Below are 24,286 nucleotides of genomic sequence, written 5' to 3' on the forward strand. Positions count from 1 at the left end.
CGTTATCAACAGTACTGAGCAACATCCACAATAATACGACGCAACCAGCGATGAGCCTGATGATGCTGTACTAACGGCGACCAGGCCATTTTCAGCTCGAAAGGTGGGATTGGAAAGGGCGGCTGTATCACCAGTAACGATGCTGATGCCGCCTGCATATCGGCTACCTTGCGAGGCAAGGTGGCCACCAGGTCATTGTTGTGAGCCAGCAAGGCTGGCATCTGATAATGGCGGGTAAACACCGATATACGCCGTTTATAACCCAGTTTGGCCAAGGCGTTGTCGACCCACCCCAACCGAATCACTTTTTCCGGGTCAATACCAACACCCGCGCCCATTCCGGTTTTGGACACCCAGATATGGTTACTGGCAACATAGGCTTCGAGATCAAATTTTTCTGCCAATGGATGACCATGATTAACCAGACAGACAAAATCATCCTGCCACAGGGTCATCTGATGAAACGATTGCGGCATATCATCAAAGCGATTGATCGCCATATCGACCTTGCCCGCCTCAACATCCTTGAAGGTCACGTCTGACGGCGTCAGCACATCGAGGATGACGTTGGGAGCCACCTCACGCAAACGTTTGACCAGCTCCGGTATCAGCGTCGACTCGGCATAGTCGCTGACCATAATACGGAAAACCCGGTTGCTGCTCTGGGCATCAAATTCTCCCAATGGCTGCAAGGCGGCTTCCAGTTCGCCCAGCGCCTTGCGAATCATCGGTTGCAGCTCCCGCGCCCGCTCTGTCGCGGTCATGCCATCCGAGGTACGCACCAGCAGTGGATCGTTAAACAAATCACGTAACCGGCGCAGTCCGTTAGACATCGCAGGCTGGGTAATACCCAGCTGTTGTGCTGCCCGCGTCACATTACCTTCACGCAGCAGAACATCCAGATACACCAGCAGGTTCAAATCTATTCGAGCAAGGTTCACAGCAGCATCCGGCTTGGAAATAACGCTGGTATTGTCGCAGCTCCCCAGGCATTCACCAAGCCTATCAATAAAACAACTTGCATTTTTATTCGTGATTTCAGGCCAATATTGACACCCAGATCCCGGTATCAGGCCCAGAGCCGCTTTATAAGGTGAAGCGTCACTGTTTTCTGGAGGCCATTGCCTTACACTGCGCGCCTTCAAACCCTGACACCTGGAGCGCCCATGAACCGGATTGTGACCCTGCTTACCGCCCTCAGCCTGACTCTTCTGGCTGGTTGCGCCACCCTGCAGGACAGCCTCAACATAGAAAAACCCAGCGCCGCGATCAGTGGTCTGTCAATCCAGTCACTGGGACTGGAACAGGCCAATTTGCTGGTTGCACTGGATATTACCAACCCGAACGGTTTTTCAATCCCGGCCAGTGGCCTGGAACTGACCCTCTCGGTCGAAGATCACGCCCTGACCACGGTCAGTCCCGCCAACAACGGTCTGACCCTGAAAGCCAATGGCGTCACCACTACCCAGTTACCGATCAGTCTCAACTACAGCGACCTGTATAACGCAATCAAAGCCGTTGCCGATCAGGATGAAGTGACCTGTCAAGTGGATGCCGCACTGCTGTTTACACTACCCGTACTGGGAGACATGCGTCTTCCTGCCAGCTACAGCACCCGTATTCCTGTTCCAAAACGTCCAAAAATCAGCCTGACCAGTGCCAGTATTTCAAGTTTGAGCTGGCGCGGTGTGGAACTGCAACTCACGGTCGATGTGGAAAACCCCAATGGTTTTGGTGTTGATCTTACCGGGCTGAACTATCAGGTCACTGCAGCCAACAGCGCTCTCGCCTCAGGTTCGGTGCAACCGGCAAAACTGGCCAAAAACAGTCAGCAGCAACTGATTATCCCACTGTCGTTGAGCTTTGCGGATATGGGCAAAAGCCTGATGTCGCTACTGACCAGCAAGGAACCCGTGGCCATCGGTGTGGCAGGCACACTCGACTACGCCCCGGATCTTGCCATTTGGAAACCACAGCCACTCGACTTTTCCATGTCAACGCAGCTGAGTCGCTGAACCGTCGAGAAGTCGATAAAAAGATGCCTGCCCCTGAGAAGCATTTTTCCCTCAGGGGCAGGCCGTTCTGGAAGCCCAGGCACCTCTCCCCAATCAATGCCAACATCACTCTCCCTAATCCAGTAAAATTCAATTTAACAGACAAAGAGGACAGACCTGACAGAGCAACAGTGTCTCTAAAAGTTGTATCCAAAAAACCACAAAACTCAAACAGAGCAAGGCTTTAAGCGGCCCTCAACCTTATCGTCAGCCTCAGAATGGCGAACAAGGCAACGTCCATATAAAGACAATTGTCTAACAATCTAATTGATAACCGTTCCGAAAAACCCTATAACGTCCGCCAGCAACAGGTACCAGCCTGAGTTAAACCAATACGTAGCAAGGGTAAACCATGAAAGTATTCCAATCACTGTTCTCATCCATACTGCTGCTAACCGCGCTATTGAGCCTGTCACCTGCGGTCTATGCCCTGAACGATGCCGAAGCGGTGAACATTTCCGGCAGCCAACGAATGCTGTCGCAACGCATGATGAAGAGTTATTTGATGCTGGGAGCAGGCATCAAACCCGAAGTCGCCCAACAGCAGTTGGATGAGAGTGTCGCCCAGTTTGAAGAGCGTCTGCTGATGCTGAAAGACTATGCACCATCGGCAGCGATCAATAACAAACTGGCGCAGGTAGAAGACCTGTGGCAACAGCACCGGGTTCGCATTCTTGCAACCCCGGACAAAAGTGTCATCGATAACCTGATGCGGGAAAACCTGAATATGCTCAAGGCCTGTAACGATGTGGTGGATACCATATCCAGCCATCTCCGTATGCCCGGCACCGAACTGATCAATATTGCCGGTCGCCAGCGCATGTTGTCACAACGTATCGCCAAGGCTTATGTCGCGCTGTACTGGAACGGGCAATCACCTGCCGTGCGCCAGGAGTTCAGCGATGCTATCCGTCTGTTTGGTGATTCATTGGAGCAGCTGCGTGGATCTGAGATGAATACCGCAGAAGTACATGATGCGCTGGAGAAAGTGGCATCACAGTGGCATTTTTCCCAGTCCGGGTTTGAACTTGACGCAGAAGGCCGCTACGTCCCTACCGTCATTGCCGTCACCACAGAATCCATTCTCTGGAAAATGAACGACATTACCAAGATGTACGAACGCATCATGGCAACACAGTCGAATAGCTGATCATCCTGACGGATGCAGAGCAACTGACAAATAAAAAACGGGCTACCCAAAAAAGGTAGCCCGTTTTTTATTGTTCCGATACTGCACTGGCTATTAGTGGTGATGGCCACCTTCACCGTGTACATGACCGTGCTCCAGCTCTTCTTCGCTGGCATCGCGTACGGATTCGACCGTTACACTGAACGCCAGATTCTTGCCAGCCAGTGGGTGGTTGGCATCCACGGTCACTTCGGCTTCTTCAACTTCAGTCACGATCAGGTTAACCGGGCCTTGCGCCGTTTGTGCGGTAAAGGCCATACCCGGTTCAATCTGGTCAACGCCGGTAAAGGCTTCGCGTGGTACTTTCTGAACACGATCTTCACTATAGTCACCGTAGGCATTGGCCGCTTCTACAGTGACTTCCAGCTCGTCACCGACCTGCTTGCCTTCCAGCGCCGCTTCCAGACCCGGAATAATATTCTGGGCACCGTGAAGGTAAGTCATTGGCGCTGCACCTTCAGAGGAGTCGATCGTTTCTCCGGTAGCAACGTCAACCACTTTATAATGAATGGAAACGACTTTGTGATGGGCAATTGTCATGATGATTGTCCGTTTTTTTGTCCCTGGTAAGGGCAGTGAATTCTACGTAAAGGCGACAGGATACGACGTTGGGAACCATCGGCGACAAGTGGCGTTCTCTACGAAATGGAGCACCAGTATAACAATTGCCCCGCTCAGTACCAGTCAGCTGCTTTTGGAGCCAGTAAAACCCGGTTATTCATAGTATCAGTAGCTCTGCGGCAGGTGTGGCCCATCAGCCAGCCAATGTCCAAATGCGGTCTCCAGCCCCGCCAGACCGCCCGGATAGAAAGCCAGCGTGGCATTGACTGCTGCTGTCTGACACGGGCTGTCAATCACTGCCTCGTAGGCACGCTCCAGCACGACCTTCCCTTCCTGGCTACTATTGAGAAAAAACACCAACGCCAGTGCCTGCCGATAATGGCGGGAACCCTGTTGATAAAAAGACTCCGGCTGCAGTAGCAGATACTGCGACAACGGTAGCGGTGTCTGCTGTCTCAGGCTAACCAGCAGTCGCTCACTCAACACCACTTTGGCCGCACTCATCTGATAGTCCAGCTGCTCGGTATATTCCGCCAAGCCCTCGCCCAGCCAGACCGGCAACGTCCCCACCATCGCCATCGAAAGCGCATGGGTCATTTCATGGCGTACCAACGCCAACGTCGCTTCGCGCTGGTATTGACGCTGCAGATAAATACGGTTTTTCTCGAAGTGGTAATACCCAGCAGCCTGTTCACCAACGTTATCGCTGCGGCGCTGGGCTTGATACCCGACGGCGTCGGTAAACACAGTCATATTGATCAGCACCGGGCGTACATAACGCGCCGGTAACAAGGTTGCTACGACCCGATAAACCAGCTCCCCCTCGCGCTGAATGTCAGCTTCCAGACCAGCATCCGGGCCATCCGGCAACGTCACATGCAACTCCAGTTTGCGCTGACTGCGGTACCGTGCGCTCAAGTCATCCACCGGCTGTTGCCTATCGGATGCATCGGGACGATCGCCAAAATGTATCTTGCCCTGTTCATCCACCCAGCGAAAAACCTGCTGCTGCTTTGGCTGGGCAACCGGTAAGGATTCCGGCGTCACACAACGCCCGGCCACCATATGGCGTTCCACGCTGTTTTTGTCAGCGGATTGACCCACCACCACCAATAGCGGCGACGATTGCCGCTCCAGTTGCTGTTGAGACTGCCGCTCCAGCTGCTCCAGGCGCTGCTGTTGGGTCTGTATGCCCAGCAATGGCATCCACAAACTGGAACGGTATGAATTCGGCAAGGGGATTCCCGGATACTGCACCGCGACATACTCATGCTGTGCTGCTGTTGTCAGCCGCCAGGCCAGTTCTGGTGCCAACACCAGAACCAATAACAGGCTGACCAGCTGTCGGAGTGCCTTGAATAATGTCATATCACGTCCTTGTACCCTGTTTTTAATAATCAGTGTAGCCACTGAATATGTGGTTCTGCCAGCGCTCGATCCAGCCTGCGGGTCGTACGTTCGTTCTCAAAATGTACGATCAGATACTGCTCATCCATCTCCACCACCACGCCCGCTCCCAAGCGAGCATGCACCAAGCGTTGTGGTGACGGCGACGCTGATAATTGCTTTGGCCGCGATGGTTGCTGCGCATCTGCCCGGTGTTTCACAACCGCTACCCGAACCGGCTGGATCACCAGTTCCGGCGGCTGTGGCTGGGCTTGCAGATACGCTGGCAACCACTCGGCAATCTCACCTTCAAGTGTTAGCCGAGGTTGGCTTTGTTCCAACGCAGTGGCCACCCGATCGCTACAAGCAATATTCAGCTCACGAAAAAACGGACTGGGCCGTTCACGTGCATGACTATTGTCATCTGGCTTGCGCCGCACTTGTGGCGTCGGCACCAGCAGGTGTAACTGCTGAATCGCACGAGTCATGGCAACATAAAGCAAGCGGCGCTCACTCTCGTCACTGGCCGGGGTACTGAATTCACCTTCTGGCGAATAAGGGAAGTAATGACCATTCAGCCCCGGAATAATCACCACCGGCCACTCCAGCCCTTTGCTTTTGTGAATGGAGGTCAGCCGTACTCCCCCATGGCGCTCACGAGACTGCGCCCGCGCCCTGTCCCGCAGTTGTAACAACAGATCCAGCGCCTGATCCGAGCTAACATTGGTATCTGCCATAAAACGCACGAAAGCACGAATGGTTTGTAACCGGTCTTCCACCTGCTGAGCTGAAAAGGCGCTGTCTTCAACGCCCTTTTCCAGCTCGGTGGTATCGATATAGGCATTTAACAGCCGCTCTACCGGCACCACCACCCGCTCGGCACTGTCGAGCACTTCCGCCCGGGCCTGCAATTGCGCCTTTTGCCACCGGCTGAGATTCGCTGGTATAGCCTGCTGCAAGGCAACACCCAGGTTCTCACTGTGATCAGCCAGGGTATCGGCCATCTCCTCCAGTACCGCCCGGCGTACCTTGGGAAACGGTGTGGTCAGAATTTGCAACCAGGCATGACGTCGCTGATCACGGCTACGCTCACCAAAACGACCCGCAGCGATTTCCAGCAGCAACCAGAAAATTTCCAGCTCCCAACGCTCCAGTACTGACAGCGAATGATCCAGCTGATAGGGAATTCCCGCCTGCAACAGCGCCAGCTCAACCGGTGCGCACAACGCCCAGAGCCGATGAATCACCGCAATCTGATGAGCAGGAACAGTCACCATACACTGTTTCACCAGTGCCAATACCTGTTGTGCTTCAGCGTTGGCCGAGCAGGTATGCACCTGAACCTGTGTCGCCGGAGTTGAGGGATGGGACAATCCCATCACCGGATCGCGCTGGCGATTATGATGAATCAGGTGATTCGCCAGCAGCGACAACCGATGGCCGTAACGAAAGGTCTCTGGTAACTGATACGTTGTGACACCACCCAGCTGATTGGCAAAACCACTGACAATAAACTCCGGGCGTGAGCCACGGAATTCATAAATGGTCTGATCCGGGTCACCAATCACCATCACCGACCCGCGACCACCATGGAGCAACTCCAGCAAATGCTGTTGAATACCATTGATGTCTTGGTACTCGTCCACCAGGATCCACTGCATATGGCCACCAAAATAACGCGCCGCCTCGGCATCGTGACGCAGGTGCATCACCGGATCGTAGAGCATGTCGGAAAATCCGATACGACGCTGTTGCTTGCGCCAGTCTTCAAACAACGCAAACAATTCGACAAACATCCGGCACTGAACCGGCAGATCGAGCTGCTCATACACTTCTTGTGGTGACTCCAAGCCAGATTTCACCAGCTCGATAAAACCCACGGCGGGTTCGACCCATTTTTTCCGCTGCGACAGAATATCCTGGCGGGTGTCATCATCGGCCAGTTGCTGCAATAACCGCCATACCTGACCTTCTACTTCACCATCACCCAGCAAGCGGCGCTCAAACGCTGGCAGCTGCCCCAACGCAATCAACTTGTGATAAATACGTAATCCCAGCGAATGAAAGGTGCGTACTTCCGGCACCACCTGACCTGGCAAACAGCCAGACAAACGTTGCTGAAATTCCTGCTGGGCTGCTTTGTTATACATCAGCACCAGCATACGCCGTGGTGCCACACCCGCTTGCAAGCGTGCGGCAATAAAATGCGTCAGCGTGGTGGTTTTACCCGCACCCGCCACCGCCACCACTCTGGCGTGGCCATCGACGTGGTGAACGACCTGTTGTTGATGATCGGTAAGTTGTGACATTCAGCCCCCGGATTGATGCGAAGGCATGCTATGGGCTGCATTAGCAAATGTCACGAGCGATGCAAAGACAAGGCAAAAATCGATGAAAAAATGGAGTTTACGATTAACAAATAAGTACCTGGCGCTGATTGATAACCCCGTCACCGCCACGCCGATCGATTTTCAGCAGCCTGTTAGTAGAGGTGATCATTGGCACCGGTGGCTCCAGTTGCCCAGCAGCCTGATCATCCAGACTCACCATCACCACTAGAACAAGCATCCAGTTCAGAGAAAAACCACTGACCCCATCGTTTTACCAGATCACCCTGTACGCTGACTGGCAAAGATGCTGAGACTGCCTCCATACCGATACGGCGATGAATCACACCCGGAACATCCTCCCTCCAGTGCACATCATTACTGGCCGACAAGGCTTCACCACGACAGTAACAGGCACTGCGTTTGACCTCGTCGGGTGTCAGGTCACGGTGGGAATGCTGTTTATTCATGACTTATCTCCTTGACTGGCTCAGGCTTAGGCTGACACACAGGGGGTGACACCTGAGTAATAATGAGTTCTTTCTGTTTGGCTAACGACTATTCATCGCTATCTTCATCATATTTATATGAATATTAACTTCATATATAGATAAATAGCAAAACAAGTGCCAAAACGAAAAAATACAATAGATTGATTTATAGAGGATTTATTAGATGATAGTGAGACCATCCCTGGCCAATCTGTCGTAAACCCGACGCCATGTCGTTATGTATACAAACCACCTAACGAGTAAAGGTAACAAAAGACCATTGCGACAATCACATTGGCATGCCAGCAACCCCCTTTTTCTTTTCCGTCAGATGTATACTCAGAAAATAACCGCACAAACAACAAGGAGATCCGGTATGCAACTGGTTGGACGTATCCTGCTTGATACCGACGAAGGTTCGTTATTGGCAGAAAAACGGGTGAAGCTGCTGGAAGCCATTGCCCAACATGGCACCATCCAGAAGGCTGCCCAGGAAATGGGCCTGTCTTATAAGGGAGCGTGGGATGCTGTCAACGCCATGAACAATCTGTGTGACGAACCCCTGGTGATTCGAGAGGTAGGAGGCCGACGTGGTGGCGGCAGCCATCTGACCGAACAGGGCCGCGCTCTGATCACGCTCTATCGCACGGTTGAGGCGGAATACCAGCAACTGCTTGACCGCATGAACAACAGCCTTGGCGATATGCATCAGTTTCATCGCATGATGAACCGCTTCGCCATGCGCACCAGCGCCCGCAACCAATTCCATGGTGTGGTTACCGCGTTAATACAAGGCATGGTGAATTGTGAAGTTCGTATGAAGCTCGATGACCAGACCGAGATTGTCGCCATGATTACCAACGAAAGTGCCGAAAATCTCGACTTGCGTCTTGGCCTCGAACTGTTTGCCCTGATCAAAACCTCGTATGCCAGCGTGCATACCCAACCGCTGCCACACCGCAATTGTTTTGCTGGCGTGGTCGCCGATCTGGTACGTGGCGAGCAAAGTACGGAAGTCCGGGTAGATCTGCCCAGTGGCAAAAGTGTCATCAGCGCTGTCAGCAACCAGGACTGCGACACCATGGCGCTGGCGCTGGATCTGCCGGTATACGCTGCCTTTAGCCCAAACAGCGTGATTCTTGCTCTGGTCAGTTAAGCAGTGGGTTGTTTACCCATAACCAAACTACCTATAACCACACGACCCGCCAGCAACACACATGCCACATCCCGGAGGTTGCGGCATGTGTGTTGCTGGCGATATCGATAGCAGTATCAGTGCACAATGCCGAGCGATTGGGTCACACCGTCGGTAGTGCGGGTAAAGTCCAGATACGCGACTTTGATATCGTTGAATTTACCCATGTGGTTAATCTTGTAGATGATGACGCCGTGGTAGTCGAAGTTCTCACCCTTTTTAACCTTGCCAAACGGAGAGTTATCCGAGTCGTGCATGACCGTAAAATGGGTTTTCATTTCCACTGCCAGAGAGCTACCGTCAGACACATAGTTCACCACGTTCAGCTCCTCCTTCATCAACGACCAGATCTTGTGATAATGCTCCTTGACCGCTGGAATGCCATTTAATACCAAATGCCCGTTCTGCATCCGCATATCATCGGCAAAGTAGGCTTCAAAGGCTTGTGGGTTCTTGGCATTAAACATGGCGATGTAATTATCAAAGCTGGCTCGATTCAGCATCTGATAGCTTTTGCTCGCTTCCTGATCATTCTTGTCAGCATAAACGTGACTGACTGGCCCAAGTGCAGCAGCAGCCAAACCCAGCATGCAAAGTGATATTTTTATTGTTTTAAGCACGATAATTCCCCTTGAAAGGAAAGATGGTTGTCAATCTGCAAATCGTTACCAGGCGGTAGAGCCGCCATCGACGGGAAGATCGGCGCCGGTCACCCAGGAGGCTTCATCGGAAGCCAGATAGAGCGCGGCATAACCAATATCTTCCGGCTTGCCTAGCCGCTTGATCATGGTTTTGGCCAAGACGTCTTGCCGAAAACCGGGAATATTTTCCAGTGGCTCACGGGTAGCCGTGGTTTCAATCAGAGCGGGAGAGATGGTATTGGCGCGAATGTTAAAATCCCGCCCTTCCATCGCCAGTTGCCGGGTCATCGCCAGCACCCCACCCTTGCCAGCGCAGTGCGCGATAGCAGGCAGCGGCTTGAATGCCTGATGGGCGTTAGCCGAAGCAAAGTTGATAATGGCCGCTGAGCCGCTTGCCTTGAGGTGTGGCCAGGCTTTCTGACAAGCCAGAAATACCACGCTGAGTTCACCGTCGAGAGTCCGTCTCCAGCCCTCAAAGAAGTCCATCTCTTCCAGCCACGCAAATGCTCCGAAAGCGCCGGCGTTCACCAGAATATCCAGCCGACCATGGCGCTTGATGCACTGATCTATCAGCTGTTGCACGTCGTCGGGCTGAGTCAGGTCACAGGGGGCGACCGAGAACATTGGTGTGCCCTGTTGTGCTGCCAGCTCATCGGTTTGAGAGGCCGTGCTGGCGTTGATGTCTGCTCCAACCACCTGAGCCCCAGCGGCGGCAAACATCAACGCACAGCTCCGACCAATTCCGCTGCCACTACCAGTGACGATAGCGACTTTTCCGGCCAAGCGGCCGGAAGTATTTGTATTCATAACGATATTCCCTGCTATTGATGGAACGCACAGAAAATCAAGACTCCCATGCCGGAGCATGGGAGCCAGGTGAGTTACTCAGTGCGCATCAGCGGCCATTGCTGTTACTTGCTACCTTTCCGGAACGGCAAAGTCGCCAGGAAGGCCATATCGCTGAACGTCATCATTTTCAGGCCAGCACGAGCAGCATCCGCATCCAGGCGAGCTTCCATCGGCATGGTGCCAAAGCTCTTGCCCTTGATGATCAGCTCGCTGCCTTCACGGCCGATGGAATCAACGTTCATCAATTCTTCGTCAGCCGGCCCACGCAGCACCATGCCGGATGAACGTACCGCAGCGGCGGCATTCGGATCACCGGCATCGTTGCGTACGCTTTTGGAAACCGACCCGAAGTCCATGCCGAGCTCTTCAAACATTTTTTGTGCGGTGGCACGGCCTGCGCCGTACACACCACCACCCGGATGCTGGAATGGCCCCGCCAAGAACAGGTTCTTGATGCCCGGTATGGTGAACTGACCCAAGTCCGGTGTCGGACGGTGTCCTGCACTCTGATACATGTACGGTGCAACGCCGTGCAAATCACCACGCACCATGGAGTTGGGCGAACTGCGTTCCAAGTCGACCGGTGAGCAAATGGTGCGCATGATGATGTTGTCAGAGGTGAGGTTCTTGACGAACTTGCGGTAGTGTTCCAGCGACAGGTCGCCAATCTCTTCCTTGAATTCATCCCAGTGCTGACCGGCCCAGCGCTTGTCTTTCACTTCGTACGGGGCAAAGGTGATGCCATGGAACATACCGGCACCTTGCGGTACGCGGGTCTTGTCGCCAATGGATTCGTCACCACCGGCACACAAACGGCGCTGGGTAATTTGACCACGTTTGAGGTCGTCAAAGTCGGCGCACATTTCGTCGAGGTTATCGGTCGCCATGAATTCCAGCATGGTGGCGTAACCGACGTCTTCACCGGCATGGTACTGGGCGTTTTCTTTCAGGTCGTAGTGCGACACCATGATCGAGAACGGTGCCAGAGTGGCGCGTTCGGCACGCTTGAGTACCGGTTCGTCCACACCTTCAACAAACTTGCGGATCACATGAGGATGCAGGGCACCGATCACCGCGTCTTTGGCCATGATCTGCTCACCATCGGTTAACTCAACGCCTTTGGCTTCGTCACCGGCCATGATGACTTTGCGCACTTCGGAATCACAACGTACTTCACCACCGTGGAACTCGATGCAACGCACCAGCGATTCGGTCAGCTTGCCGGAGCCACCAATTGGCTGTGACACACCGTAGGTATGAATAATGCCCGGCATCAGCAGTACGCCCATGCCGGTGCCCAATTCGTTTGGCGCTTGCAGGTTTTCACTCACCAAACGCAGCAAGTGGATCTTGATCTTGTCGTTTTCATACAGCTGGTTAACCAGATCGAGGCAGTCACGGCTCATGTAGTCGAGCATGGTGCGGCCTTCGTCGGTGCGATCCAGCATCGCCATCATTTCGCCCAGTGGCGGCGGTGGCGAATACAAACCAGGCATAAAGACTTTGAGGAAGTCTTGGCTCATTTTCACAAAGGCACGATAGGTTTCAGCGTCTTTTCTGGAAATTTTGGCGAAGCACTCGCAGGTTTTATCGAGATCTTTATAGGTATATAACACCGACTGATCCGGAAAGATCGTCGCATGTGGCACCGGCGAATAATGGTATTCCAAACCGTGCTGACTCATCAGGTCCAGCTCGTCCTGACGAATCATCGGGTTACCCTGAATCATGATGTGCACACTGGAGTGCTCATCATGCCAGTATCCCGGTGTATTTAACTGCCGGGTGGTCACACCACCGCCCGGATAAGATTTACGCTCCAGAACCAGTACTTTTTTACCGGCCTTGGCCAGATAGGCAGCGGCGACCAGACCATTATGACCGGCACCCATAGCAACGATATCGTAGCTGTTACTGCTCATTTGGTATTCCTCTTTTGGTGATCAGGCGCACGATTTGGAATGGCTGCCCGACCATCGGTTACCGGGCTTCATCCCGGACTCTTGCATAAAACGTATTTTCAATTTTTTAATAAACAGGAGTTGTTGCTCAAGCGACGGATAAACGGGCAGATTTGTGCAACTTGCTGCCAATCATCAACACAATGCCTATCGGTAACAGCACCTGCCCCATCATGCCAATGGCATCGGCATGCGTGCCCAATACACTTTGCAAACCCACCACCACAATCGGGGTAAAAAATTGGCCGAGGAAAAATCCGGCCATCCAGGCACCGGTGCCCAGAGCACGGCGGTGCTTAGGCAAGTTACTCATGTTCCAGACCATCAAGGTGGGTAGCAGCAAACCACCACCAAAACCAGCGCACAATACACCGCTAACCATCAGGTTAACGTTAGCACCTGAGAAACCGACCAGCAGATAGCCCACCGCGATCAGGGTAAATGCCATTGCCAGCCGAATCGACGTGACAAACCCGGCTTTCCCCAGCAGAAAACCAAAAAACAAAGATCCCAATACAACCGCAATCTGACCAGAAGATGCCACCAGGCCAATCTGGCTGGGAGAACTCAGACCTACCCCACCCAACAGATAACCAATGTGTACTTGAATAGACATAAACAGGATGGCACCCACAAAAGTGACCGAGCAGATACCGGCGATTTTCCAAGGGTTCCACTTGGCTTTTTCTTCGTCACTGACGTCAACAGCAGCCATTTCATCTTCGTGATGTTTGGGTTCCCACAACATAAACAGCGCCGCAACCGCCAGAAAAATACTGATACCGTAAACAAAGAAAGGTACCCGCCAGCCAAACTCACCCAAGGCACCGCCAATGGCAATAAAAATAACGGCGGATACTGATGAAAAAGTAGTATTCAACGCCAGATAGCGTTCACGACGAACGCCATCAAAATAATCGCCAATCAATGCCACAGAACAGGTCATCAGAATGGCTTCGGCAAAACCAACACCAATACGAGTGGCAATAATGATCGGTAAGGAATCGATCATTACCGGAGCAACGCCAAAAATGGCGTACAGCACCAGGCCAATCACCAGCAAACGCTTGCGACCAGCCTTGTCAGCCAGTACACCAATCGCCATCGACAACAAGGCGATCACCAACCCCGGAGCCGTCAGTGCCATCGGCACCATAAATCCCACATTCGGCTGGTCGGAAAAATATTCCTGCATTTGGGGTAATACAGGGGCAATCACAACGGAAGCCAACACTGACATACAGCCGCAAAGTAGCAGCAGCCAGGCATGGTATGGCCGGGCGACTGGGGCCATGTTTTTGTTCATATAGTTGACTCCCGAAATTTGGTTACGCTAAAGAGTACCGGGTCCAGTCAAAGACCCGGTGCCATGGTTTTTTATCTAAACTAAAGCAGTGGACGATAACGATAGTCGAGTGTTCTCATCCTTAACGGATGCCCTCACCTGCCATTGCTTCTGGCGTAAAGGTAAAGTCGTCGTAGCGCTCCATCACCTTGTACTGCTCCTTCGAATCGTTCAGCAAACCATCCAGGTACCAGGCGCCAGAGATCAGGTCGTAAAAACCGAAGTTCATTGGTGGTGCCGTGGCTGGAATGTCTGGCATGGTAATCGGATTAGAGAAGCCCATCTGCCAGAGGTCGCCGTTGGCATCCCAATGGTCAGCCAGTACCGCAAACCAGGTGTCTTCGTCGACGTAGTAACGACGCTTGGGAGACAAATGACGCTGACCGTCTTTAACCGTCGCTTCTACCACCCAAACGCGGTGCTTCTCGTAACGCATATCTTCGGGATTCACGTGGTGATCCATCAGGATATCTTCGGAAGGACGCTGGAACAGACGATTGGCGTTATAAGGGATGTACATCTCTTTCTTGCCAATAATCTTCCAGTTAAAACGCTCAGTGGTACCATTAAACACACCGGTTTGGTCAAACATGGATATACCGGCACTGGCTGGTGTCGGGGTATCACAACAGGCGTTAGGCAACTTACGTACACGGCGTTGGCCGGTGAAGTAAACCCATGTCTGACCACCACCCGGTTTGATACTTTCGTGACCAACAATGGCTTCACCAGCACGAATAGGCGGGCCGTAGTTCAGCAGACGAATTTTCCAGAACACGCCTTCGTCATCATCCGTAAACGTCTCAAGATTGCTTTCCTTGAAGTAATACGGCATCTGGAAGTCACCAGAAGCATAAATGGTTGGCACATGCTGGCCATTGGAAGTCGTTTGCATGCCACGTACATCAACGTGATGCGATGGCGTACGCCATGCCAGCAAATGGTTCCACATCACTTGCTCACCATTTTGTGGGATCGGGAACGGGATACCACCAAAGGCACCTTTGACTTCCGAGTCGCTCAGCGTTGCCCGGGAAGCGTTGACTTTAGTGTTGTCATACACCCACTGCGGTGCCGCTGCGGTACGGTGAGTTTTGTACACCGGAACCTTGAAGGTCTCCGGGTATTTTTTCAGCATCCCCTTCAGACCTTCACTCAGGTTGTCGGCGTACTGGTCCATATTGGCTGCGGTAATGACAAACAGCGGCTTCTCGCTGGCATAAGGATCCGAACGCTTGCCACCGTTTTTGAAACCAGCTGGTACGGTGGTATTACCACCTGTCCAGGCCGGAATCGAGCCATCGGCATTGGCGGCTTTTTCGGCACCAAATGGTGTCAAATCGGCGCCCAGACGGGACGCTTCTTTTTCAGAGACCGCCGCAGTGGCGACACAGCTGGCAGTCAGAAAAGCGCTCAGCAGAGCAACTTTTAACGTAGAGCTAACAGGATTCATGTTGTTCTCCAGAGCTTAAAAAGTACGACGAATGTTGAAAGAAATATTGTCACGGTCAGCGTTGGACTGCTTGTAGGAGCCGTGACCGTTCTCGTCGATGGTGTTATCTACCGGGCCGAAGAAGTTGGTGTAGTTAAAGCCGAAACGCCAGATATCCAGATAAGTACCTTCTACTCCAACACTCAAGTCACCGGTGTCTTCCCCCATAAAAGAGCCCACCGCCAATGAGTTACCGTGCAGGCCATAACCCAGCACCATGGGTACACTCAGATCCAGACCAGCCAGTACCTGACGGTACTTGGGTGAGAAAATCAGACGCATATTCCAGGCATCCCGATCACCGTTCGGATTCAGCACACCACCACGATCATGAGTTACTTCCATCACATGGTTATAGGCGACCTCACCGAGGAAGTCGGCTTCCCGAGAAAGAAAGCTGGGCCCAAGGCTGGCCAGCCAGTTGACCTGGGCATGGGAAGTGTTACCCAACGCATACAGCGCTGTGCTTTCGGTGTTGCCACCCCCGCTGCCAGTGATGTAACGCAAATCCGTCGCTGCGTCACTGTTCAGTGGCGTATTACGCCGCATCGACGCTTCTGCCGCAAAGTTGAAATTGCCAAAAGTCCGGGTAGCCGATACACCAAATGCCTTCACCCCTTCGTGATACAGCCAGCGGTATTCACCCGCCTGCACACGACCATCACTGGCAACCACCGCATTTGCATAAGGCATCACGTTGATATTGGGTGCTTTTTCGTTGTATTGGATAGCGTAGAATCCATAGTCAGAATCGTCACCACGGTAACGTAACTGCAGACCGAACTGGCCAGAGTCAGACCCTTTTTTATCCGCTGTGCGCTTGAAATAAACCGAACCGTCTGGCGCCAGCAGCATTTGCTCGGCCCCTTCACTGAGGAAATCGACACCGGAGAAATAGCTGCCAGAACCAGGCAAGCGGGTTTCTTTCCATTGCAGCTGGTAATACGCACCAACACTGAGATCACGGGTCAGCTGCAACTGACCGGACACTTGTTCAACCGGACGCATCAGTTCCTTGAACTGTACACTGGGAACCGCCAGGGCCTTGGCAACGTCGATGGGTGCCTGGCCATTGGCGATACCATTACCACCAAAGAACAGTGATTCACCCCATACCATGGTGTGTGAACCAATTCGTCCGGTCAGCATGCTTTTGCCCAGACGCGTCCGGCCGAACAGAAAGTAGTCGAGCATTTCGACATCCTGTCCGTGCAGATCTTTGGTACCTTGGGTGAATTCGTTATGTTCAACCGACATCGGGTTGGCAGTCGAAGGTGACTGGTTGTCATTCTTTTTCTGCATATAGACGCTGTCGTACCAGGCCGCTGCACTCAAACGCAGGCCATAGTTACGCTTGTAAATCACGTCCATCTCGGTCAACAGATCCAGACGGTTGGAAACCAGCCCCTTGTCGAAGTTACGATTACCATCGTCGGTATTCGGCCAATCGCCCTGAGTATCCTCAATCAGACGATCGTGCTGATCTTGCAGGCGATACATGGTGGAATACTTTGCCGTAGTATCCCACAGCACCCGCCAGTCGGAGTTATTGGTCACCATAAAGGCATTGGCCTGACCTGCGGTTACAGCGGCTGCAATTGCAGTCGCCAGCAGAGCAGGACGTCCCAATGATTTTACCCGTTTTGCAATAGTAGTTTGCCTGGTAGTCATCACTGATAGGCTCCTTGTTATATTTATAGGTCAGTGTATCGAACGGCCGTTAGCGCCAGTGCGCCATTGGCAGTCCGGGAACAGGGGATCGAAAACTTGGCAGGCTTGTGCCTGCCAGGCTGCCGATATAAACGGTTTGAAGATCTGGCCCACCAAAGGTGACGCTGGCCATCATCGGTGCCAGCGTGCCCTTGCATGCACCCATCAGTTCAGGTGTGGTTGTGCCTTCTGCGTAGTGCTTGTCATAAATTGCCAGCGCTTCGGGGTTGCCGTCATCCAGCAAGGTCAAGACTTCACCTTCTGGTGTCAGGGCGATCAGACGCTCGGTCAGAATCAGGGTAATCCAGAGATTGCCGAAAGCATCGAAGGCAAAACCGTCCGGGTAACCACCCAAATCCGCCGGGCCGTAAATTTCCCGCTCCACTTCCTCCGCAGCATCATTGATGCGCACACGGGAAATGCGTTTGGCATTGGTTTCCACCACGTACAGCCATTCTTCATTGGCGTCGAAGCGGATTTCATTGGTACCGACAAACCCGTCGGCAACAACGCGAATGCCCTGCTCATCAATCACCCCGACATAACCGTCGGCCGTTTTTTCATTGATCGATATAGTCCACGGATTCTGGCGTGTCGTGACGGTGAACCAGATACGGCCCTTGCTATCCAACAAGCAGAAATTCATTTTGCCCAGCGGCTTGCCATCCATACTGTCAAACAGCAGCTCCGATGTGCCATCACGGGTCATACGTTCAATTGCATCGGTGCCGAAGTTGGCAATCACAATGTCACCGTTGGCATCAAAGGCGATGCCATTGGGCAAAGTGCCACCCATCATCCGATCGGCGGCAGAAGACGATTCGCTCAGACCGGCCGTTGGCTGCTGGGCAATCAAGGTTTGCTCACCATCTGCGGCGATGTGCATCACACCGCCACGGGCATCCGCCGTCCAGAGACTTCCGTCGGGTTCCGCCAGAATGCATTCCGGCCGTTGCAAGTCGTGGCCGACCATTTCAATGGCAGACCGATCGACCTGCCAGCCAATCAATGGGTTCGTCATAAAAACTCCTTACCTGAGCCTGTTGCCGCTGCTGCGGGCAGGCTGGATGAACATTCGTCGTCATTCGTCACCTGCGGCACAGTCAAGTCCAGCAGCCGAATAGCGTTATCGCGCAGTACTGCCTGACGCTCTTCTGGTGTCAAAACATTGAGCCATGGCTGGGCCATTTCACTGCCCATATCGAAGGGGTAATCCGTACCCAGCACCACCTGACCGATACCCACCTGGTCGATCAGGTGACGTAATGAATGAGGTGAAAACACCAGACTGTCGAACCAGATGTTGTTCAGGTAGTCCGCCGGTGGCTGAGACAACCCAGCGGCTTCCGGGCGCACTTCTGCTCCCCGATTGTGCCGACCACAGTACTGTGGCAAATAGCCACCACCGTGAGCAGACAAGATGCGAATATTGGGGAAACGGTCGAACAGACCGGCAAAGATCAAGCGGGAAAGCGCAATCGTACTTTCCAGTGGTTGCCCTACCAGATTGGACAGATACCAGTCCTGCAAACGGTCATCCACACGACTGGAAAACGGATGAATAAACACCAACGCACCCAGTTGTTCCGCCGCCTGCCAGAATGGCAACAAGGCCGCATCATCCAGATCCATGTCATTCACACGGGTCGATATTTCCACGCCTTTCATACCAGGCTGGAGCATCAGTTCCACCAGCTGCTCGACCGCCAGTTGCGGGTGCTGCAGGGAAACCGTACCCAGACCGACAAAACGTTCGGGCCAACGTTGGCATAACTCGGCAATGGCGTTGTTTTGCATCAACACCAGCTCGGCTGACAGCGATGCATCAGCCCAGTAAAAATATTGGGAGGGAGATGGACTGAGACACTGAATGGCAATACCGTTGGCATTCATATCAGCCAAACGGGTGTCAACGCAGGTCAATTGTTCAAACGCAGTGGGCATCATCACCTGGCGATTGTGTTCAACCGAGGCATGACCCATCGCACGCAGAAATGCCTGCTGTTCGCGCTGCATTTCCGCCATGCCGAACACCCGTTCGTTTGCCGCTGGGACAAATACATGGCAGTGCATATCAATAGCGCCGCAGACATCAAGAGAAGCTGCCTGGCTGGAATCTGACCCCAGACGACAACCGCACGAATACAGACGGATGGAATTCAACAAACACCTCCAGCCGTTTTCAGGGTGGCGGCAGAAAGACAGGTACAGAACGGGCAAGTTTTGTTGATAGACATACTGAAAACCACTCCGATACTGTCCCGGTACAATCTGGCGGTGCCAGATATCCGATCAGGACATGCGTTATTGTTATTGTTCTAACGTCGTTCAAGTAAGAGTCTGAATCTGTTGACGTTGATAGCGCTGTTTGACGCTGATGGGGTCATACTAAGACTGGCTATACCATCCACTAAATCGTTTATTGCCATGCTTGGCATCTGCAACGCAAATACCAAAATTTACTCCCTCACCAATTCAAATGACGCCGGAATACATGAACAACCGCCCAGGAAGTGTCTGGATACATTTCGAATCACGTTTCAGTCATTTGATTTAAAAGATATTTTTAAAAAATAGTAAAGCAGGCCGACAACCTCAGAAATATCTCCTCAGCATGAAATACAAGGTCAGTCAAAATCTAACATCTGTTTCAAATCAAGGTCGTCAATCACCCACACTGCTCACCATGACACTGAAGCCATTGGCTAGACCGCATCAAACCATCGACCAAATGGATTGTTGTTATTTTTTTCATCCAGCAATACGATAGTCATAAAACAATAACAACATCATAGAGGTAGCCATGCGCTTCAACCGCTTTGACCTCAACCTCCTGGTTGTTCTGGACGCGCTCTTGACTGAACGCAATATCACCCGAGCAGGTGAAAAAGTTTTTCTGAGCCAATCGGCCACCAGTGGTGCTCTGGCCCGCTTGCGTGAATACTTTGATGACCCCCTGTTGGTACAGGTCGGCCGTAAGATGGTGCTGACACCGCTGGGTGAAAGCCTGATTGTGCCGGTGCGGGAGTTGTTAATGAAAATCCAGACCACGCTCGACAGTCGTCCGGATCTTGATATCAGTCTTGTGCAACGCCAGGTCAACATGGTGATGTCGGACTACCCGGTCACCATCCTGATGCCAGAAGTGTTTCGTCTTGCAGCCGAGCAAGCACCGGGTATCCGCTTCGATACCACCGCTCCCACCAACGCTCCGATAGAAGAAATGGAACAAGGTAACGCTGACTTTCTGATGCTGCCCTCCAACTTTCTGTCACCAGACCACCCTTCTGTTGACCTATTTGAAGAAGATTTTGTCGTCGTTTGCTGGGACGGCAACCGCACCATCGACAACAATATTACCATCGACCAGTACTGTGCCCTCGGCCATGTATTGGCACGTTTTGGCTCCAAGCGGCGACCCAGCGTTGATACCTGGATGATGGAACGTGGCGGTATCGAACGTCGAGTTGAAGTCACCGTCAACACCTTCAGCGCCATTCCACAGTGCGTGGTCGGAACCCAGCGTATTGCCACCATTCACCGTCGCCTGGCTGAACAGAGAGCCCAGTTCCTGCCAATTCGTATCCTCGAAACCCCAATGGAAATTCCGTCGTTCAAATGGGGCCTGCAATGGCATGAAATGCATAATGTAGATCCGGTGAATCAATGGATTCGTGACCTGATTGTTACCTGCTCCCAGACCATTACCGCTCAATCTGACCGCTAAATCTGCTTCAGGAACCTGCTGCCAGCCGTAGTACGGGTGTTACACAACCCTGCTCAATGGACGGTCGGAATAACAGCTGTCTGGCAGCCCAATAGCTGAGCGGCTGATTGCTATTATTCACCGCCTGCTGCGGCTGCACCGGTAACTTCATCAGCAGATACCGACCATCGCTGGCGGTAATGACCGGGCTCACACCATAATCGGCCAACTGATCCAACTGCTGTGCCACCTCGCTGGGTAGCAGGTGACGCGACAATAAACGACCATTCGGATAACCATTCAGGCGTATATCTGCAAACGGCTGCTGCCATGCCTTGATGGTCGCTAACTGCTGTGCCGTCGTCTTGCCCTGTAGCTGACGGCGCACATCCGTCAGCGTTTCATCCACTTCCGACACTTCCATATTCAGTGGCCGAAACAGCCAGATTGCATATACCAGATGATGGCGTTTGATAAATTTTGTCACCGTATCTGCCGGTGCGCGCTCTCCGGCCATACCGTACTGTTGCTCAAACAGTCGATTTGCCAGCAACTCGGTATTAAATAGCCAATGATGCATTGCCTCGCTCTGGTACATGCGCGTCAATTGCATCAAATATTCTCTGCCCCCTCCGTAGCGTCTGATATTTTGCAACCGTTGCTGCTGATATGCCTGCTCATCATGCTCATTCACCCGAATGCCAGATTGGCTGGCCAGCTGGCGCAAATAACGCTGCTGACACATGTAACTGGCCATTTGCTCATTCAACTTGGGCAAGGATTCGTGATCGTCGGGTCGCAGCTTTTCAAGTTGACCCTGCTGGCGATTAACAAATCGCTGCCAGAACCGAGCTTCGTCGAGATAAACTGGCTGATCATTGACCCAGCCCCACAATGGAAAGACAGGATTTGGCTCAGCATTTGAGTCGCAAATAACACCCAACGTCAGACCAAGCAACAACAAGCCCGCTATCCATGACCTTCTCATTGACACCCTCCTGTGATACATAGAAAACCGGCAGAGCAGGGATGCACTCAATGCATTCCCTACCCTGCACATATGATCAATCAGTACTGGCTACTTGAAGCGTCACATCGCTGAAGGTACCTGCGGCAATCGGCGTAGCGACACCGCCCACCAGCATCGTCAACGTTGCTCCATCCGCTGCGGCAATGGACGCGCCGTCGGCAATTGTCAGGCCAGTAAGGTAGGAGGTTGCACTCACGATCCAGCTGGAACTGCCATCAATGGAGACCGTCAGGCCATAATCCTCGCCAGTTGCAGCGTATTCATTGACCACCTGACCAATGTAGTAGTACTGCTCGGCGGTGACATCCGAAGCAGCCAGACCATCAGCAGCAAACTGGAAAGAAGTATTGGCGGTGGTAATCGCCCCGGTCAGAGAAACATTGGCCAGCGAAACTGCCAGATCACCCCAGGCGGTATTGCCGTTGATGATATCGCCGGTCAGCGCCATATTACTGAAAGAGGCAGACGCCGCTGAGCCAGGCTCCCCCGCCAGCTCCGGGAAGGATTCCAGGAATACCGCAAAATAAGGGTCATCATTGGCCATCAGTTGCAAAATAATGCCGTCTTCGGAGTTCAAGGTCGCGTTATCCACTTCAATCGTCGGGAAACTACCCTTAGCTTGAATAATCGCCTCTCCGGTATTAAAAACACTGCCACGCTCAATACGCAGAGTACCGTTACCGTTGGAGTGAGCCATCACACCAAAACGATCTGAGTTCACCACCGTACCATCAGTAAAAATACCAGAACCTTCAGCAGCCATAATCAGGCCATAGTCGTTCACATTGATGGTACAACCACTAAAAGTATCAATGGCATCACCAATAGAATAAGCCCCATAACCACTTTCGACGGTTTCCAGTGTCGAGTCGATACAATACAGACGCACAGATTCTGTATCATCAGTGGACAACGCTCCCCACCCCTGAGCTTTCACTGTGGAGTTGATGTAGTAGGCTGTGGCATTGCCCACCAGATTGGTAGCCCGGACGTTACCGGTCAGACCCAGCATCCAAGGCACCTCCATCATTTCGCCCAGCGCCACGGTAAATTCGTAATCGTCTGGCAGTGTGCCGTTCTCTACTTCAATCGAGCTGTTATTCACCCTCATGGTGCTATTACCGCCAGCAAAGACAGCGGTACGTATCGCCCCATGCGTATTAATAGTGGTATTGTCAACGGTCACATTGGCATAGCCACCGGCATAGAGCGCTGAACCAAAACCAGCAAAATCATTACCGCCGTTGCCGCTAAAGTCGACGGTTAGTCCATCGATGCTGTAGTCAAATGTATCCGTATTATCTGCACTACTGGTCACCATGACACCGTTAAAATTCTCTCCAACCGAGGTGATACTGCCACCCGTCAGAGTGGTATCGGTTACGTCACTATCCACCAGTGCAGCATTCACCGATTTGCTGGCAATATAAGCACCATCTTCCACATAAACGGCAGTACGGAATTCGTGTGGTTCAAGTTCACCGTAAGTAATGGCAATCTTGCTGGTCGGTGTCAGCACAACATCGCCACTGTAACGACTGTCGGCCTCAATCGGTGTTTCCACGCCATCAACGGTCAGCGTCAAACTATAGCCATCAGCCGTAGCAAGACTGGCACCAGTGGCTAGCGTCAGTGACGACAAACTGGTGGTTTCAGCAATTTGATAACTACTATCCGCTTCGACTGAAAGCTCTGCGGCACTGGCCGTATTGGTGTCATCGTCACCGCCACAGGCGGTTAAAAACGGGGCAGCTGCAACCGGTAACAGACAAGAAACGGAGCGAACAAAACACCACAGTGGTTTGAGGTTAGCCATCATATTTGATCCCTTTATTTATTATGTTTATTGTCGTGACGCCCACGAATTGGGTGAACGCACCGACAGAACATACGGAGCGCCCGAGGGATCAGTACAATGGCTAGTCGCAATGGTTTGTATCCCGTTTGGCAATAGGGAGCATTACAGGTCAGAGGTGTAAAAAAGCGTCAGCCAAGACAGTAGAAAAACTGACCTTCCTGACAACCCACTCGCGCTATCAAACCTGAAATTCACCAGCAACCCTTACCGTATGGGGACATCTATTTAATCCGGTGCTCACTCTGGGCTAGCGGATGGTGTCGAATCACGAAGCCGACTTGCAGGCCTGACGGGTCACGTCAAACGTCGGCGACACCGAGTCGAGACCATCCGGCAGCCCCCGCAGGGCGCGGGTTGCCGCCGTCCAGTGCGGTGTTGACGAATGTGAAAAGGACGCGTCATTTCGCTGCATTCGCCGCCTTGCCCTGAACAACGGCAACACTCGCGCAGAGCCGTGCAGGATTAAATAGATGCCCCCTATCGCTTACACC

At 52.7% G+C, this 24,286-nt stretch carries 20 protein-coding genes; 4 read left to right on the forward strand and 16 right to left on the reverse strand.

Annotated features, from left to right (window positions below; translation table 11 throughout):
* Positions 1-5 precede the first annotated feature (5 nt).
* Positions 6-941, reverse strand: coding sequence for a LysR substrate-binding domain-containing protein (locus SOJ49_RS11455; protein ID WP_369854641.1), 936 nt, complete (start codon positions 939-941; stop codon positions 6-8).
* A 225-nt stretch (positions 942-1,166) separates the two neighbouring features.
* On the opposite strand from SOJ49_RS11455, the gene SOJ49_RS11460 reads away from it, so the two are divergent.
* Both SOJ49_RS11460 and SOJ49_RS11465 read left to right on the forward strand, forming a co-directional pair.
* Positions 1,167-2,015 carry an LEA type 2 family protein gene (locus SOJ49_RS11460; protein ID WP_369854642.1) on the forward strand — a complete coding sequence of 283 codons (849 nt, stop codon included), beginning with the start codon at positions 1,167-1,169 and terminating at the stop codon, positions 2,013-2,015.
* Between the two features lie 391 nt (positions 2,016-2,406).
* Complete coding sequence (locus SOJ49_RS11465; protein ID WP_369854643.1) at positions 2,407-3,204, forward strand: type IV pili methyl-accepting chemotaxis transducer N-terminal domain-containing protein; 798 nt, start codon at positions 2,407-2,409, stop codon at positions 3,202-3,204.
* A 93-nt stretch (positions 3,205-3,297) separates the two neighbouring features.
* On the opposite strand, the gene SOJ49_RS11470 is transcribed toward SOJ49_RS11465, so the two are convergent.
* From SOJ49_RS11470 to SOJ49_RS11485, 4 genes are all read right to left on the reverse strand, one after another.
* Positions 3,298-3,783 carry a peptidylprolyl isomerase gene (locus tag SOJ49_RS11470; RefSeq protein WP_369854644.1) on the reverse strand — a complete coding sequence of 162 codons (486 nt, stop codon included), beginning with the start codon at positions 3,781-3,783 and terminating at the stop codon, positions 3,298-3,300.
* Between the two features lie 186 nt (positions 3,784-3,969).
* Positions 3,970-5,172, reverse strand: coding sequence for a DUF4124 domain-containing protein (locus tag SOJ49_RS11475; RefSeq protein ID WP_369854645.1), 1,203 nt, complete (start codon positions 5,170-5,172; stop codon positions 3,970-3,972).
* 29 nt (positions 5,173-5,201) lie between these two features.
* Entirely contained in the window at positions 5,202-7,499 is a 2,298-nt protein-coding gene (locus SOJ49_RS11480) for an ATP-dependent helicase (protein ID WP_369854646.1), read from the reverse strand.
* A 224-nt stretch (positions 7,500-7,723) separates the two neighbouring features.
* The gene (locus tag SOJ49_RS11485; RefSeq protein ID WP_369854647.1) at positions 7,724-7,987 is read right to left on the reverse strand and encodes a hypothetical protein; all 264 of its coding nucleotides are present in this window, start codon (positions 7,985-7,987) and stop codon (positions 7,724-7,726) included.
* Between the two features lie 397 nt (positions 7,988-8,384).
* Here SOJ49_RS11485 and SOJ49_RS11490 point away from each other — a divergent pair, with 397 nt between their 5' ends.
* Positions 8,385-9,164, forward strand: coding sequence for a TOBE domain-containing protein (locus tag SOJ49_RS11490; protein ID WP_369854648.1), 780 nt, complete (start codon positions 8,385-8,387; stop codon positions 9,162-9,164).
* Positions 9,165-9,280: 116 nt separating this feature from the next.
* On the opposite strand, the gene SOJ49_RS11495 is transcribed toward SOJ49_RS11490, so the two are convergent.
* The 8 genes from SOJ49_RS11495 to SOJ49_RS11530 form a co-directional block, all read right to left on the reverse strand.
* Complete coding sequence (locus tag SOJ49_RS11495; protein ID WP_369854649.1) at positions 9,281-9,823, reverse strand: nuclear transport factor 2 family protein; 543 nt, start codon at positions 9,821-9,823, stop codon at positions 9,281-9,283.
* A gap of 45 nt (positions 9,824-9,868) precedes the next feature.
* Positions 9,869-10,651 (reverse strand): SDR family NAD(P)-dependent oxidoreductase, encoded by a 783-nt coding sequence (locus SOJ49_RS11500; protein ID WP_369854650.1) that lies wholly within the window; start codon positions 10,649-10,651, stop codon positions 9,869-9,871.
* Between the two features lie 104 nt (positions 10,652-10,755).
* Positions 10,756-12,615, reverse strand: coding sequence for a phytoene desaturase family protein (locus SOJ49_RS11505; protein ID WP_369854651.1), 1,860 nt, complete (start codon positions 12,613-12,615; stop codon positions 10,756-10,758).
* A 127-nt stretch (positions 12,616-12,742) separates the two neighbouring features.
* The gene (locus tag SOJ49_RS11510) at positions 12,743-13,960 is read right to left on the reverse strand and encodes an MFS transporter (protein WP_369854652.1); all 1,218 of its coding nucleotides are present in this window, start codon (positions 13,958-13,960) and stop codon (positions 12,743-12,745) included.
* Between the two features lie 121 nt (positions 13,961-14,081).
* Positions 14,082-15,452, reverse strand: a complete 1,371-nt coding sequence (locus tag SOJ49_RS11515; RefSeq protein WP_369854653.1) for a DUF1329 domain-containing protein — start codon at positions 15,450-15,452, stop codon at positions 14,082-14,084.
* Between the two features lie 15 nt (positions 15,453-15,467).
* Positions 15,468-17,162, reverse strand: a complete 1,695-nt coding sequence (locus SOJ49_RS11520) for a DUF1302 domain-containing protein (protein WP_369854654.1) — start codon at positions 17,160-17,162, stop codon at positions 15,468-15,470.
* A 49-nt stretch (positions 17,163-17,211) separates the two neighbouring features.
* Positions 17,212-18,222, reverse strand: a complete 1,011-nt coding sequence (locus SOJ49_RS11525) for an SMP-30/gluconolactonase/LRE family protein (RefSeq protein WP_369854655.1) — start codon at positions 18,220-18,222, stop codon at positions 17,212-17,214.
* Positions 18,219-19,364 (reverse strand): amidohydrolase family protein, encoded by a 1,146-nt coding sequence (locus tag SOJ49_RS11530; protein ID WP_369854656.1) that lies wholly within the window; start codon positions 19,362-19,364, stop codon positions 18,219-18,221. The genes SOJ49_RS11525 and SOJ49_RS11530 overlap by 4 nt, the downstream gene beginning before the upstream one ends.
* A 640-nt stretch (positions 19,365-20,004) precedes the next feature.
* Between SOJ49_RS11530 and SOJ49_RS11535 the strand changes: the two genes are divergently transcribed.
* Positions 20,005-20,928 (forward strand): LysR family transcriptional regulator, encoded by a 924-nt coding sequence (locus tag SOJ49_RS11535; RefSeq protein ID WP_369854657.1) that lies wholly within the window; start codon positions 20,005-20,007, stop codon positions 20,926-20,928.
* Between the two features lie 7 nt (positions 20,929-20,935).
* Here SOJ49_RS11535 and SOJ49_RS11540 read toward each other — a convergent pair whose 3' ends face one another.
* From SOJ49_RS11540 to SOJ49_RS11550, 3 genes are all read right to left on the reverse strand, one after another.
* Positions 20,936-21,895 (reverse strand): hypothetical protein, encoded by a 960-nt coding sequence (locus tag SOJ49_RS11540; protein WP_369854658.1) that lies wholly within the window; start codon positions 21,893-21,895, stop codon positions 20,936-20,938.
* Positions 21,896-21,971: 76 nt separating this feature from the next.
* Positions 21,972-23,756 (reverse strand): hypothetical protein, encoded by a 1,785-nt coding sequence (locus SOJ49_RS11545; RefSeq protein WP_369854659.1) that lies wholly within the window; start codon positions 23,754-23,756, stop codon positions 21,972-21,974.
* A 304-nt stretch (positions 23,757-24,060) separates the two neighbouring features.
* A complete protein-coding gene (locus SOJ49_RS11550) occupies positions 24,061-24,207 on the reverse strand; it encodes a hypothetical protein (protein WP_369854660.1) in 147 nt (48 codons plus the stop codon).
* Between the last annotated feature and the right edge of the window lie 79 nt (positions 24,208-24,286).

The sequence above is a fragment of the Candidatus Thalassolituus haligoni genome (genome assembly GCF_041222825.1).
GTDB classification, from domain to species: domain Bacteria; phylum Pseudomonadota; class Gammaproteobacteria; order Pseudomonadales; family Oceanobacteraceae; genus Oceanobacter; species Oceanobacter antarcticus.

Bases quoted from the DNA above. Each gene is read 5' to 3' on its own strand.
- SOJ49_RS11460 (WP_369854642.1), top strand. From the start codon at position 1,167: ATGAACCGGATTGTGACCCTGCTTACCGCCCTCAGCCTGACTCTTCTG.
- SOJ49_RS11465 (WP_369854643.1), top strand. From the start codon at position 2,407: ATGAAAGTATTCCAATCACTGTTCTCATCCATACTGCTGCTAACCGCG.
- SOJ49_RS11470 (WP_369854644.1), bottom strand. From the start codon at position 3,783: ATGACAATTGCCCATCACAAAGTCGTTTCCATTCATTATAAAGTGGTT.
- SOJ49_RS11475 (WP_369854645.1), bottom strand. From the start codon at position 5,172: ATGACATTATTCAAGGCACTCCGACAGCTGGTCAGCCTGTTATTGGTT.
- SOJ49_RS11480 (WP_369854646.1), bottom strand. From the start codon at position 7,499: ATGTCACAACTTACCGATCATCAACAACAGGTCGTTCACCACGTCGAT.
- SOJ49_RS11485 (WP_369854647.1), bottom strand. From the start codon at position 7,987: ATGAATAAACAGCATTCCCACCGTGACCTGACACCCGACGAGGTCAAA.
- SOJ49_RS11490 (WP_369854648.1), top strand. From the start codon at position 8,385: ATGCAACTGGTTGGACGTATCCTGCTTGATACCGACGAAGGTTCGTTA.
- SOJ49_RS11500 (WP_369854650.1), bottom strand. From the start codon at position 10,651: ATGAATACAAATACTTCCGGCCGCTTGGCCGGAAAAGTCGCTATCGTC.
- SOJ49_RS11505 (WP_369854651.1), bottom strand. From the start codon at position 12,615: ATGAGCAGTAACAGCTACGATATCGTTGCTATGGGTGCCGGTCATAAT.
- SOJ49_RS11510 (WP_369854652.1), bottom strand. From the start codon at position 13,960: ATGAACAAAAACATGGCCCCAGTCGCCCGGCCATACCATGCCTGGCTG.
- SOJ49_RS11515 (WP_369854653.1), bottom strand. From the start codon at position 15,452: ATGAATCCTGTTAGCTCTACGTTAAAAGTTGCTCTGCTGAGCGCTTTT.
- SOJ49_RS11520 (WP_369854654.1), bottom strand. From the start codon at position 17,162: ATGACTACCAGGCAAACTACTATTGCAAAACGGGTAAAATCATTGGGA.
- SOJ49_RS11525 (WP_369854655.1), bottom strand. From the start codon at position 18,222: ATGACGAACCCATTGATTGGCTGGCAGGTCGATCGGTCTGCCATTGAA.
- SOJ49_RS11535 (WP_369854657.1), top strand. From the start codon at position 20,005: ATGCGCTTCAACCGCTTTGACCTCAACCTCCTGGTTGTTCTGGACGCG.
- SOJ49_RS11540 (WP_369854658.1), bottom strand. From the start codon at position 21,895: ATGAGAAGGTCATGGATAGCGGGCTTGTTGTTGCTTGGTCTGACGTTG.
- SOJ49_RS11545 (WP_369854659.1), bottom strand. From the start codon at position 23,756: ATGATGGCTAACCTCAAACCACTGTGGTGTTTTGTTCGCTCCGTTTCT.
- SOJ49_RS11550 (WP_369854660.1), bottom strand. From the start codon at position 24,207: ATGCAGCGAAATGACGCGTCCTTTTCACATTCGTCAACACCGCACTGG.